The following is a 13,686-nucleotide window of genomic DNA, read 5'->3' on the forward strand; positions in this document are numbered from 1 at the left end:
ACCGCATCGCTCGCAAATGTCGCCAAGCGCGCGGACGCCGGGAGGAGTGTTGGCGTCCGCGCGCCTGGCCGCCGTTCGCCCAAGGGAGGACAAGGGCGACCGGCTTCATGCCCAGGCTAGAAGGTATACCGCAGGCCCAGGATGAACTCGCGACCCGTGTGGTGGTAGAACGAGGACCGGTCGGCGACGCTGTCGTTGAACTGGTCCTGGTACTCGTCGGTCAGGTTCACGCCTTCCAGCGACAGCTTGAAGTGTTCGTTCAGCGTGTACTGCAGCGAGGCGTCGACGTTCAGGGTCGCCTTGGTGCCGTCGGCGTTGGTGCCCGCTTCCGAACCCGGGATTCGGGTCAGGTAGTTGTCACGATAGGCCGCCGAGACGCGGGCGCTAAACTTGCTGTCTTCGTAGTAGAGCGTGGCGTTGTACGAGCTGCGCGACAGGCCCGTCAGGTCGCCGGTGGCGATGACCGCGCCAGCCCCATTCAGATACTGGATCTCGGACTTCACGCCCGTGTAGTTCAGCAGCACGCCGGTGTGGCGCAGCGCGCCCGGCAGGAAGCTGAAGGGCTGCTGGTAGTTGATTTCGAAGCCCTTCAGCGTGCCCCCGGGCGTGTTGACCGGGGTGCTGAACTGCCATTGCGCCGAGGGGCTGCAGCCGTTGGTCGTGCCGCAGGCGGCGATGGCCACGCTGTCGGGCAGGCCGAACGGATTGCCGGTGAAGGTCGTGTTGGTCTGCAGCGTCTGGACCAGGCTGTTGATGTCCTTCTGGAAGAGGGCCAGCGACAGCAGGGCCGACTTCTTGAAGTACCATTCGAACGACAAGTCGTAGGCCTTGGCCCGGAATGGATCCAGGTTCGGGTTGCCGGCGCTGACCGAACGGCCGGCGCCCGAGACGCTGACGGTCGCGCCCGGCGTCAGGCTGCCCAGGTCGGGACGGGCCATGACCTTGGCGGCGCCGAAGCGGATCAGGAAGTTGTCGCGCGGCTCCAGCACCATGTTCAGCGACGGCAGGGTGTCGTGGTACTTGCGGCTGGCCGAGATCGCCAGCGGCGCGCCCGAGACGTAGGTGTAGCCGTCCGAGTCCTGCTGGGTCTCGACATAGCGGACGCCCACATTGCCGCGGAACGGCCAGGAACCCAGGTCGGTGTTCCAGTCGGCCTGGACGTAGCCGCCGTTGTCCTTTTCACGGACGCCGCGGTTGTTACCCAGCGCCGGCTCCTTGCCCATCTTGAACGTGCCGCCATAGGCGGTCTGGTCGTAGAGGCTGAGGACGCTGGCGGCCTTCAGGGTGTCGGGGATCAGGCTGTTGAAGCCGGCGAAATTGACCACCTGGCCGTAGGTCGTCTTGTCGATCGCCACCAGGGCGGCCGGCACGGTCGGCTCGATATTGGTGCTGGTGCCGTTCGAGCGGCGGAATTCGGTCGTCTCGAAGTCGTACTTCTTGAACGAGGCGCCGGCCGACAGCTTGAAGATGCCCAGGTTGTCCCACGTGCCGTCGATCGAGGCGACGTCATAGGTGTTCACCGCCGACTGCGGACGGATGCGGATCTGGGTCAGCACCCAGGCATTCGGGTCCGTCAGCTTGGCGTTGCCGTAGCCGATGACCGGGTTGCGGCCTTGCGTGTAGTCGTACGAATAGCCCTGGATGTTGAACTGGTCGTACTGGACCGTGGTCTGGATCGGGTTCTGGTGATCCGACTTCGAATGGCCGATCAGCGCCTCGACCTGGATGTCGTCGGTGAAGTGGTGCTTACCCGACAGGCCGAACTGCGTGAACTTGGTGTCCAGCTTGTCGAAGCGGTCCTCGACGCGCAGGTCGACATTGTTGAACACACCCTTGGTCATGGTGTTGGTCGTGCTGTCGATCGTCGCCGAGACCACTTGGGTCTGGGCGATGCCGCACGAGGTGGCGACGTTGGCGGCCGTACAGGCACCGCCGACGCTGAACGACGGGGCCTCGAGATACTGCTCCTCGCGGGTGCCCTTGAAGTCGGCATACAGGGCGTCGAAGCTGATCTCGGTGCGGTCCGTCGGCGCGTATTGCAGCGACAGGGTGCCGCCCAGACGCTTCTGGTCGTCCTTGTAGATGTCAAAGCGCGGGAATCGCGGGTGGAAGGCGGCGTTGTTGGCGGCCTCGGCCGGGTTGACCGTGGTCGGCAGGCCCGCGCCGTTCGGCAGGGCGTTGAAGCCCGGCGAGAAGGCGTTGCCGGTCGCCCAACGGACGGTCGAGGAGCCTTCGTCCAGCAGCTTACGGCGCGAATAGGCCACCGACAGCAGGGCGCCGAACTTGCCGTCGCCCCAGGTGTTGGCGATCATGAAGGCGCCGCGCGGGTTCTTCGACTTGGCCAGGTCGTTGTAGCCCAGCTGCGCCGAGCCCACCATCGTGAAGCCCTTGTAGTCGAACGGACGCGCCGTGCGCAGGTCGACCGTCGCGCCCAGCGAGCCTTCCTCGATACCGGCTTCGGCGGTCTTGCGCACCGTGATGGCGTTGAAGAGGTCCGAAGCAAAGACGTTGAAGTCGAACGAGCGGCCGCGGTTGGTGCCGCCCGAGGCGTCGGCGCCGCCGGCGGTCGTCAAGGCTTCCATGCCGTTGATGCGGACGCGGGTGAACTGGGGACCCAGGCCGCGCACCGAGATCTGACGGCCTTCGCCACCGTCACGCGCCAGGGCCACGCCCGGGATGCGCTGGATCGATTCCGAGAGGTTCAGGTCCGGGAACTTGCCGATGTCTTCAGCCAGGATCGAGTCCACGGCTGCGGCTTCCGACCGCTTGACGTTCAGCGCCTTGTCCAGGCTGGAACGGAAGCCGGTGACGACCACTTCGGTCACCGAGTTGTCTTCCGGCGCTGGAGCCGGGGCCGCCTGTTGAGCCGACGCGACACCCGCGAAGCTCAAGCCGATCGCCGCCGCCGAGACACTGGCCAGCCACAGCTGGCGTTCCTTGGTACGCATATTCCCTCCCCTAACGGGTCTTGCCGTCTTTGTTGTCGGACGCCCGTTGGGCCCGGCGCGTTCGAGGCGTTCGGGCTGTGGCGTCTGAAAGCAAGACTAGGGTCGGGTCGTCGACGCGGGCCAATGCCGTGTTGGAACGCGGTTATGCTGGTTCGGCATCAGGCGGCCGCGCGCATCTCCAGCCGAGCAAGACGGGCGAGGATGCGTTCCAGGGTCACGCATTTGACGGGCTTGCCGTCGCGCAGCTTGTTCCAGGTGGTCTCGCTGATCGCATAGCAGTCAAACAGGTGCTCGCGGGTCACGGCGGGAAGCCGCGCCCGCAGGCTCTGGAAGGTTTCTCGGGAGGCGATGATGGTCTGGGCCATGAGGTCTAAGGTTTGGCTGTTACGACGTTGTTGAGCTGGGTGATCTCAGGACCCTGGGCCGACAGGCGGACGCGGTAGCCGGCCTTCCATTCGCCCTTCAGCGAGACCTTGGCGGTCTTGGGCTTCAGGTCCAGCGGCGCGGCGATGGACGGAACCGAAGCGCGAGCCAGTTCCTTGCCCTGCCCATCCTCCAGGATCACGACGCTGGCCGGCGTGGGCTTGGCGCCCAGGCTGTGGACCGTGACGTCGATGCCGCCGCCCTTCTTAGCCTTCACGTCGTCGACGCCGATGCCGAGGTCGAAGCGCTTGGCCGGCGCGTCGCCGGGGGCCGTCAGGGTGAATTCCCAAGTCGTGGTCTTGCCCGGTGCGAAGGTCATGTCGACGCTGGTGGTGCGCTCAAGGGTCACTTCGGCGGCCGGATCGGCGGCGCCGTCCACCGCGCGGACCACGCTCCACTTGCCGGCCGAGACGTCCCAGCCGGTCATCACCGCATGCATCGGCCTGTCGGTCAGGTTGAAGGCCGTGACCTTGAAGGTCTTCTCGCCCGTGCCGGTGACCAGGATGCCGACATCCTCGGCCGCCGTCGGCGTGTCGAAGCGCCAGCTGACAAGGTGGCCAGGGAACATCTGATTGCGGCGCAAGGCCATGCCGCCCAGGCGGGTGCGCTGCAAGGTGTCGCTGAACAACTCGACGCGGTCCGACCACCAGTGGGCGTCGGTCATCATCCACATGCGCTGTTCGGCGGTAACGATCTCGTCGTGGAAGACCTTCTCCAGGTACTTGGTGTCGCCGCTGGTGCGCCACGCCTGGTACAAGGTGTAGGCGTCCTCGGCCCCGGCATCGGCGTCGGCCTTGAGCTTGGCGCCCCAGCTGTCGCGCATGCCCAGCTTGTCGACGACGTCGCTGTTCAGCTCGTCCAGGTCGGCCAGCTTGCCTTTGACCATCTCGCCCTTCAGCGGCAGCAGGTACTTGGCGTCGCCGGTCCAGCGCCAGGCGGCCCAAAACAGCTGCGTGGCCGAGACGTTGCCGCGCGCGCCGGCGGCCAGCTCGCCCCGGGACTCGCCGGTAGCCGAGTGGATGTCCTCGGGATAGGCCCACGAGCCGTCGGCCCGCTGCTTGCCGTGCGCCATGTGGCCGTCAGCGAGGTCGACGATCAGCTTCTTGATCGTGGAGTCGTCGTTGAAGTCGGCCAGCACGATGCCGGGGTGCAGGATCAGGTACGAGTACGGATGCGACCAGCCCCAGGGACCGTCGCGCGACACGTCGGTGGCCGAGAAGAACCGGCTGATCACGTGAGTGTGGCCGTCTTCGGCCTTCTGCATCACGGTCGGATAGGCCCGCGCCGTCTCCATCAGCCGCTCGACGACCTTGGGATCGCCATAGCCGGTGTACATGGCCTCGGACTTGGCGTTGATCGCCTCTTCGTACGAATGCAACTCGTCGGTCTTGATCTTGCCAAGGCCGTTCGGGAGCATGTCGTTCTTATAGGCCGCGTCGACCAGGGCGTTCAGGGAAGCGGTGACCTTGTCGGGGATGTCGCCCATCAGGGCCAGTGGCGGCCACTGCTGGGTCAAGTCGTCATCGTCCGAGATGCCGCCGCCGAAGTCGCCGTAGCTGACCTGGCGGTTGTCGATCCACCACTCGATGAACTTGCGGACGCGCTTGAGGTCTTCGGTCTGCAGGAACGCCCACTGCGGCACGCCGGCCGGCGCGGTCGGCACGGTGACCGGCACGCCGGGCTGCTCGGGATTGAGCTCGGCCCACATCTCGCGGCCATGCTGGTTATTCGGGTCCACGCGCAGCAGGTCCGACAGTTCCAGGTCCAGACGGGCATAGCGGGCCAGACGCTTGGAGACGTCGTGCTCTTCGACCAGGAAGGCCAGGTTGTCACGCGCCTGGGCTAGGCGGTCGGCGATGTGCTCGGCCTTGGCCGCCTCGGCGGGCTTGAACTTCAGGCGGACGTTCATGCCGTCCAGCTGGCGGGCATCGAAATCGGCCCCAGCCCCGGCGATGGTGATCAGCAGGCTCTTGCCCGGCATGATCATCCGGTCGCGGGTATCGAGGAACACCGTCCGCGCCTCGCCCGGCTTGACCGAGACATTGACGTCCAACAGGTCGCGGCCCGGCCACAGCGGGTCCTTGACCTTGATGTTGAGCGGGAAGAGGCCATTCGCCGTCGGCGCGACCTTCAGGGCCGGGATATCGATGGCCACGCCGTCCAGGCCTTCGTCCATGCCCTGCCAGCCGTACTGGAACTTGCCGACCGGCCCGGCGGCGCGAGTCTGGCGGAAGTCGGCCGGGATCAGGATGTGGGCGATCGGCAGGCTCGGACCCGTCTCGGCCTTGCGCGGCGCGCTCGGCGCCTTCGCCGGCAGGGCCGCGACCATGGTCCGTTCGCCCGGACCAAAGCGGCCCTTCACGAAGGTCGTCAGCTCGTCCAGCGACGGATAGACGCCGACGTCGGCGTCCAGCTTGACCTTGTAGCTAAGGGTCGTCTCGTCAGGTTCGGCGCCGCCGGCCACGTAGTAGGCGCCCAGCTCCTGGATCGGGGTCTCCTGGACCACGTTCTCGAACTTCAGCTGGCCGCCGGTGCGCGTCGTGAACTGGTTCAAGGTCCGCAGCTCGCCCTGCGGCCGCTTGATCAGCAGCTTGTCGGGGCCCGTCAACGTGCCATAGGCCGCGCCCTGGAATTCCAGGCGGTTCCACGGCTCGTTGGGCAGGGCGAAGGTGATGCCCTTGCCGCCCTCGGTGTAGACGTTCCAGTCGGGCAGCTCGAAATAGTCGTGTCGGCCCGGCAGTTTCGAACGGTTGTAGACGCCCGGCCAGGTGGTCTCGGCGATACCGTCCGAGCCCAGGCTCATGCGCTCCTTTAGATCGAACTGATCGGTGAACTCGACCTTGCGGATCTTGGTCGCGGCGTCGGCCAGATAGGGCGGCGGATCGGCCGGACGGTTCCAACCGTAGCGATAGGCCCAGGCCTTCATGTCCGGCGCGGGCGCGGCGCTGCTCGGCTCCTGACCGGCGGCCAAGCCCGCGACGTCGGCGTCGCTGAGCGCATGGTCGTAGATCCGGATGTCGTCGACATCGCCGCCGCGGATGAACTGATAGGCGCTCTGCACCTGGTGGGGCGAGATCACCCGGCTGTGCGGGCCGAACTGGTCGAGGCCGGCGTCCAGCGCCGCTACTTGGGCCTTCGAGGCCACCGGCTTGCCGTCGATATAGAGCGCGATGCCCTTGGCCTCGTCCCAGCTGAAGGTGACGAGAACCCACTGGTCAGGCTTCGGCGCGGCCTGGGTCGTGGAGACCCGCACCCGCGAGAGATTGTCGTCTGTGACGAAGGCGTCGAAGCCCTTGCCGTTCCAGTCGATGCGCAGCCAGGTCATGTCCCAGCTGGTGTGGTCGGCGTAACCGACGCGGAACAGCGGGAACGGCGTGGCCCCCACCGGCTCGCGGCCGCGCCAGTAGAAGCTGAGCGTGCCGCGCTGGGCGTAGATGTTGCCCGGGGCCATCCAGCTGAGCACCTGCTCGCTGGAGGCCTCGATATAGGCGCCGTGCGTCGGGTCGGTCTTGAGCTTGACCTTGTCGGCGAAGTTCGGCGTCGCCTCCCCGGCCGCGACGTCCGCCTTCAGGCCCTTGTCGCCCGTGAGGTGGAACAGAAGGCCGTCGGCCCTGCCGATGGTCGGCAGGGCCAGAGCGGCGGTAGCCAGGAGAGCGGCCCGCAGGGCCTTGTTCGATCGACGCACCAACTTGGCGCTCCTCTTCGGGGTAAGCTCGAACTGAGAAAGGGTCATGCGCTGGTCGCGCCTTTGGCCAGGGTCGCGCGGGCCTGGTCCATATCCAGGGCCCCGTCCCACTTGGCGATCGCCACCGTGGCGACGCCGTTGCCGATCAGGTTGGTCACCGCCCGCACCTCGTTGAGGAAGCGGTCGACGCCCAGCAGCAGCACCAAGCCGCTGACCGGGATGGCGTGCAGGGTCGACAGCGTCGCCGCCAGGGTGATGAAGCCCGCGCCCGCCACGCCCGCCGAACCCTTCGAGGTCAGCAGCAGCACGCCAAGGATCACCAGCTGGTCGATCAGCGACAGATGGGTATTGGTCGCCTGGGCCACGAACACCGTGGCCAGGGTCAGGTAGATGCAGGTGCCATCGGCGTTGAAGGTGTAGCCGGCCGGCAGAACCAGGCCGACGACCGGCTTGGCGCAGCCCATGTCCTCCAGCTTCTTCATCATCCGAGGCAGCACCGCCTCGGTCGAGCAGGTGCCCAGGACGACGAAGATCTCCTCGCGGATGAAGCCCAGAAACTTCCAGAACGACAGGCCGGTCGAACGCATGACCAGGCCCAGCACGATGAACACGAAGGCGATCGAGGTGACGTAGAGGGCGATCAGCAATCGGCCCAGCGACCACAGGGTATCGACCCCATACTTGCCGATCGTGAAGGCGACCCCCGCCCCCGCCCCCAGCGGCGCCAGGCGCATCACCATGCCGACGATCTTGAAGATGGCGTCCAGGAAGACGTCGATGAAGTCCACCAAGGGCTTGCCGCGCTCGCCCAGTTGGCTGACGGCCGTGCCGGTCAGCACCGCCAGCAGGATGACCTGCAACATCGCGCCCTTGGCGAAGGCGTCGACGAAGGTGGTCGGGATGATGTCCAGCAGGAACGGGATGACGCCCTGCTCCTTGGCGGCCTCAGTAAAGGTCGCCAGCTGCTTGCCGTCCAGGTTGGAGGCGTCGATGTTCAGGCCCGCGCCCGGCTGCATGACGTTGACGACGATCAGGCCGATGACCAGGGCGATGGTCGACAGCACCTCGAAATAGATCAGCGCCTTCACGCCGATACGCCCGACCTCCTTGAGGTCGCCCATGCGGGCCATGCCCACCAGCACGGTCCCGAAGATGATCGGGGCCAGCAGCATCTTGATCAGCTTGATGAAGCCGTCGGCGACCGGCTTCAGCGCCGCGCCGACATGGGGCCACAGAATCCCGATCGCGGCCCCGATCACGATGCCGATCAGGACCTGGACGTAGATCTGCGAAAACAGGCGCTTGAGGTTCAAGTCTTTAAGTCCCCCCGGAGACGCCCGGCTGTCTCGCCGGGTCGTCCCGTTGTTTCGGTATCAGGCCGCGCGGTGCGCCACATCCTCGGTCAGCGTCCGCATCAGGGTGTAGAGCTCCGACTTGGCCTCGAAGCCCACGCCCGGCACGTCCGGCAGGCCGACATAGCTGTTCTCGACCTGGATGCCGTCGGCGAAGCCGCCGAACGGCTTGAAGACGTCGGGATAGGACTCGTTGCCGCCCAGGTGCAGGCCGGCGGCGATGTTCAGCGACATCTGGTGACCGCCGTGCGGGACGATGCGGCGCGAGGACCAGCCGTTCTGTTCCAGCACATCAAGCGTCCGCAGATATTCGACGAGCCCGTAGGACAGCGCGCAGTCAAACTGCAGGTAGTCACGGTCCGGACGCATGCCGCCATGGCGCAGCAGGTTGCGGGCGTCCTGGTGCGAGAACAGGTTCTCGCCGGTCGCCATCGGCAGTTCGTAGTGCTTGGAAAGCTCGGCCTGCAGGGCGTAGTCCAGCGGGTCGCCGACCTCTTCGTACCAGAACAGATTGTACTTCTTCAGGGCCTCGGCGTAGGCGATGCCAGTCTCCAGGTCGAAGCGGCCATTGGCGTCCACCGCCAGGTTCTGGCCGTCGCCGACGATCTCCAGCACCGACTCGATCCGGCGCAAATCAACGTCCAGCGAGGCGCCGCCGATCTTCATCTTCACGACCTTGTAGCCGCGGTCGCGATAACTGCGCATCTCGGCCTGCAGCTGGGCGTCGTCCTTGCCCGGATAATAGTAGCCGCCGGCGGCATAGACCCAGACCTTGTCGTCGGCGACGCCGCCGCGATAGCGCTCGGCCAGCAGCTGGTACAGCGGCTTCTCGGCGATCTTGGCCACGGCGTCCCAGACGGCCATGTCGATCGTGCCCACCGCCACCGAACGCTCGCCGTGACCGCCCGGCTTCTCGTTCGTCATCAGGGTCTTCCAGATGGCGAACGGGTCGAGATTGTCGTTCTTCTCGTCGATCAGGCTGTCAGGATTGGCTTCGGCCAGACGCGGCAGGAAGCGCTCGCGCATCAGGGCGCCCTGCCCGTACCGGCCATTGGAGTTGAAGCCGTAGCCGATGACCGGTTTGCCATCCCGCAACACATCGGTAATGACGGCGACAACCGAACAGGTCATCTTTGAAAAGTCGATATAGGCGTTGGCGATCGGCGAGGCGATTGAGACCGTCTTCTCGCGGATGTCTAGAATGCGCACGGGGTTCTCCACTTGTCAGACAAACCCTAGGCGGCGCCCTTTCGACGGGCCAATGCCATTCTCGATGGTCGCTATGCGTAACAGGCATCAACTATGGAACTGATCTGGCTGGAAGACTTCGTGGCGCTAGCCGAGACCGGCAACTTCTCGCGCGCCGCCGAGAACCGGAACGTAACCCAGCCCGCCTTCAGCCGCCGTATCCGGGCGCTGGAGGATTGGATCGGCGCGCCCCTGTTCGACCGCACCGCCAACGGCGTCGCCTTGACCGCCGCCGGCCAGCAGTTCCGCGGCGGGGCCGATGAACTGATCCGCCGGATCATTCAGCTGCGCCGTGAAGCGCGCGAAGCCGGCGGCAAAGAGGCGGCGACCCTGCGCTTCGCCGCCACCCACGCCCTGTCCTTCACCTTCTTCCCGCAGTGGATCCGCCTGCTGGAGTCGCGTGCGCCGCTGGGTCCTGTGCGGCTGATCTCCGACAGCATGCAGGCGTGCGAGGAACTGATGCTGCACGGCCAGGCGCAGTTCCTGCTGTGCCATCACCACGCCGCTGCGCCGGGCCGGTTCGGTTCGCAGTTCCGCTCGGTCGTGGTGGGCCGCGACGCCCTGGTCCCCTTCTGCGCGCCCGACGAGACCGGCGGGCCGCGCTGGACCCTGGCCGAAGGCGACGCCGACATTCCGTATCTGAGCTATAGCGCCGAGTCCGGCCTGGGCCGGATCCTGGAGTCCCAGCGCTTCATCGATCGCGCCTCGGGCCTGCGCGAAGTGTTCTCGGCCCGTCTGGCCGCCAGCCTGATGCCGATGGCCCGCGACGGCCGCGGCGTGGCGTGGCTGCCGGAAACCCTGGCCGAACTGGAAGTCGCCGAGGGCCGTCTGGTGCGCGCCGGCGGACCGGAATGGGACGTGACCGTCGACATCCGCGTCTTCCGCCCCGCCGCCCGCCAGAGCCTAGCGGCCGAGGGGTTCTGGTCGGAGCTGGGCGTGTTCAAGGGAGCGGATGGTGATGAGCTTCCCATCACCGCCCATCCCCGCGAAAGCGGGGACCCAAGCGGCGCTTCGGAAGGACCACTGTCCGCGTAACAAGCCGTGAGTCAGCTTGGGTCCCCGCTTTCGCGGGGATGAGCGGAAAAGAAGAGGCTTACTTCGCCCCCTTCACCACCCCGCCCGCCTCGGGCCGGAACGGCGTCTTGTCGGCCGACTGGATGACCACGCCTTGGGTCAACACCTCGGCGTTGCGGACCAGCAGGCCCTTCTTGGCCGTGATCTTGATGTTCTTCAGCGTGATGCCGATCGGCTTTTCGGGCAGGCCCGTGACGATGCCCGCCAGGTCCGCGCCGGTGGCGGTGACGCCGTCGACGACGATGCCCGACATGTCCGGGGTCTTGTCATGGATGAAGGGCTGGACCGGATCGGTCGGGCCCGGCCAGATCTGGTTGCCCAGGATGAAACCGCCCGGCTGCAGCTGCTTCTCGGCCGAGGCCAGGTCCAGCGGGCGATATTCGTAGTAGCTGGTGAAGACCAGCGGGGTCTCGACGTCCTTCATGGTGTTGTTCTTGAACACCACGTCCTTGATGGTCCCGCCCTTGCCGCGCATCGACTTGATGCGCAGACCGTACATCGAACCCCCGAAGGTGTTGTTCTCGACCCGCACGCGCTGGACGCCGCCGCTGGCGCCGCTGCCGATGCAGATGCCTCGGCCTTCCAGGATGGTGTTGTTGGCGATCAGGATGTCGGACGATACCGCGTCCGGATAACGCGCGTCCGGCCCGTTCGACTTGATGGCTACGATGTCGTCGCCAACGCTAATGACGTTGTTGGTGATCACGACGTGGCGGGTGTTCATCGGATCGATCGCGTCGGTGTTCGGCGCATGGGCCGGCGCGGTGATGCGGACCTTGTCGATGGTGATGTAGTCGCTGTTGTTGATCACCAGGTGGAACGACGGCGAGTTCTCGAAGCGCAGGCCTTCGAACAGGACGTTCTTGCTCTTGTTGACCCAGACCAGGCGCGGACGCTCGTCCTTCTGCTGCTGGCGGGCCTGGCCGTTGGTGGCGAAGTCGGGGATAGAGCGCCACACGGCGCGGATCCGCTCCCACCAGACCTGCCCCTGGCCGTCGATCAGACCCTCGCCGACGATGGCGACATTCTCAGCCCCGTCGACATTGATCACGCCGCTGCGCTCGCCGTGCGGGTACAGAGCCTCGTCCGTGCCGGCCAGCACCTCGGCGCCCTTCTGGATCTCCAGGCGGATGTTGGATTTCAGCCAGATCGGGCCGATCAGATATTCGCCGCGCGTCACCCGCACCGTGCCGCCGCCAGCCGAGGCGCAAGCGTCGATGGCCTTTTGAAAGGCTTCGGTGTCGAACCAGATGCGCGTGCCGCCAGCGCCGTACTCGCGCACGTCGCAGACCTTGGCCGGGAAGCTGTTGGTCGACTGCGCCTGAGCGCCGGTCGCCGCCAGAAGAAGGGCCGCGGCCCCCGCCATCATCAACCCGTCGCGCATACTGTAAGCTCCCGATTATCGCGGGAGACTAGGCGGCGAGTCCTCTCGCCGCCCATGCCTAAATCAGTGTTCGCCATGCCGTCCCGGCATAGCTAGGCGGCGGGCGTCAGGTAGATCGGGTTGCCGATCAGCAGCAGTCGGCCGCCAGCGTCGCGGACATTGACCCGCACCCAGCTCTTGCCCTGCCCCATCCGGATCTCGAACTTGCCGTCAGAGATCACCGGCGTGACCTTGGCGCCGCCCTGGATGACCTCCAGGCCCGCCGCATCAACGCCGGTGACCGAGGCGACGAAGACCACCGCCTCTCCCGGCTTAGCCGCCAGCGTTCCGCCCATGACCGCCGTCCGATCGCCGGCCTTGGCAGACAGCTCCAGCATGCGGTCGCGGGTTCCGTCCAAATCGATGAACACCCTCCCCGCCTTCAGGCCAGTCAGCAGGGCTTCAGTCGAAAGGCCCTCGGCGTGGATCACCGTCGCCGGACGGCCCACGGCCGACGGCTTGTCATGTGGGATGCCGGCGTCGTGGTTGTCGCTGCCGCCGACGGCGGTGATGCGGCGCCCCTGGTTCAGCTGGGCCTCCCAGAAGGGTACGCCCGACAGGACGCCTTCAAAGCCGCCCAGCGCCTTCTCGTTACCGCCATTGGCGACCTCGATGGCCTGGACGGCGTCGTAATCGGTGTCTTTGGCGGTCCAGCCGCAACCCATGCACATCTCGCCTGACGGCACGGCCGGGTGGTTGATCGAGAAGACGCCGCCCGAGGCCTTCACCGCCTGTTGCAGGCTGCGGATAGTCGGAACGGTCTTGGAACCCAGGCGAAAATCGATGAAGGCCGTGGGACCGAAGACGTTGGCGTGACCCTGGAAGGTCGTGATCTCGCGGCCGACCATCAGCAGCAGGTTCGGGAACGCCGGTTGCAGCTCGGTCAGCGCCTCGGCCTGACTGGTGGTGTTGTGGTCGGTGACCGCGATGAAGTCGAGGCCGGCGGCCTGGGCGGCCAGCACCGTGCGATAAACCGGGCACGGCGCGCGCGGCGCGTCGCCGGTCGTGCAGCCGCCATCGCTGTGAGCGGTGTGCATGTGCAGGTCGCCGCGATACCAGCCGGGCGTCGTCGCCTTGGACAGGGTCGCCGGTAGCGCAACAGGCCCATGCGCGAACCACACCTTGGCCTCGTAGGTCGCCTTGGAGTTCGGCCGCGCGTTCGGCACGCCCAGCAATAGGGTCCACTTCCCGGCCGGCAGCGGTCCAGGCAGGTAGCTGGCCGTCGCCGCCTCGGTCGAAACGAAGAAGCCCTTCTTGTTGCCGCCGCTCCAGCCCCGGAAGCGGATGGGATCCAGCAGGCCCAGGTCCACCACCGTCTTGTTCTCGCGGCCGGTGTAGTCGAACGCAACCGTCACGCGGGTCGTCCCCACTGGAACGTCGAACGGCACGGGCTTGTAGGTCTGGTGGTCGGCGCCAGTGATCTCGCCGGTCAGGACGAGGTCGGGCTTCCCCTCCTGCGCCAAGGCCGGAGACGCGATCAGCAGCAGGACGAGAGCGAGCCAGCGGAGCATCGGAAATTCCACAAAAGAATGG

8 protein-coding genes are annotated in these 13,686 nt (G+C 66.4%); 1 reads left to right on the forward strand and 7 read right to left on the reverse strand.

What is annotated here, in order from left to right:
- Nucleotides 1-116 precede the first annotated feature (116 nt).
- From J7528_RS08765 to J7528_RS08785, 5 genes are all read right to left on the reverse strand, one after another.
- Complete coding sequence (locus tag J7528_RS08765) at nucleotides 117-2,948, reverse strand: TonB-dependent receptor (RefSeq protein WP_291872964.1); 2,832 nt, start codon at nucleotides 2,946-2,948, stop codon at nucleotides 117-119.
- Between the two features lie 158 nt (nucleotides 2,949-3,106).
- Nucleotides 3,107-3,313, reverse strand: a complete 207-nt coding sequence (locus J7528_RS08770) for a hypothetical protein (protein ID WP_291872967.1) — start codon at nucleotides 3,311-3,313, stop codon at nucleotides 3,107-3,109.
- Between the two features lie 5 nt (nucleotides 3,314-3,318).
- Complete coding sequence (locus J7528_RS08775; RefSeq protein ID WP_291872970.1) at nucleotides 3,319-7,056, reverse strand: LamG-like jellyroll fold domain-containing protein; 3,738 nt, start codon at nucleotides 7,054-7,056, stop codon at nucleotides 3,319-3,321.
- 44 nt (nucleotides 7,057-7,100) lie between these two features.
- Nucleotides 7,101-8,369, reverse strand: coding sequence for a C4-dicarboxylate transporter DctA (gene dctA, locus J7528_RS08780; RefSeq protein ID WP_291872973.1), 1,269 nt, complete (start codon nucleotides 8,367-8,369; stop codon nucleotides 7,101-7,103).
- Between the two features lie 60 nt (nucleotides 8,370-8,429).
- Nucleotides 8,430-9,617 carry a mandelate racemase/muconate lactonizing enzyme family protein gene (locus J7528_RS08785; RefSeq protein WP_291872976.1) on the reverse strand — a complete coding sequence of 396 codons (1,188 nt, stop codon included), beginning with the start codon at nucleotides 9,615-9,617 and terminating at the stop codon, nucleotides 8,430-8,432.
- A gap of 93 nt (nucleotides 9,618-9,710) precedes the next feature.
- On the opposite strand from J7528_RS08785, the gene J7528_RS08790 reads away from it, so the two are divergent.
- Complete coding sequence (locus tag J7528_RS08790; RefSeq protein ID WP_291872978.1) at nucleotides 9,711-10,691, forward strand: LysR family transcriptional regulator; 981 nt, start codon at nucleotides 9,711-9,713, stop codon at nucleotides 10,689-10,691.
- Nucleotides 10,692-10,749: 58 nt separating this feature from the next.
- Here the strand turns inward: J7528_RS08790 and J7528_RS08795 are convergent, their stop codons facing one another.
- On the reverse strand, nucleotides 10,750-12,114 hold the full coding sequence (locus J7528_RS08795; protein ID WP_291872981.1) for a glycosyl hydrolase family 28 protein: 1,365 nt from the start codon (nucleotides 12,112-12,114) through the stop codon (nucleotides 10,750-10,752).
- Between the two features lie 92 nt (nucleotides 12,115-12,206).
- Nucleotides 12,207-13,664, reverse strand: a complete 1,458-nt coding sequence (locus J7528_RS08800; RefSeq protein WP_291872984.1) for a CehA/McbA family metallohydrolase — start codon at nucleotides 13,662-13,664, stop codon at nucleotides 12,207-12,209.
- Nucleotides 13,665-13,686: the final 22 nt, after the last annotated feature.

It is taken from the genome of Caulobacter sp., from assembly GCF_017744445.1.
Classification (GTDB): domain Bacteria; phylum Pseudomonadota; class Alphaproteobacteria; order Caulobacterales; family Caulobacteraceae; genus Caulobacter.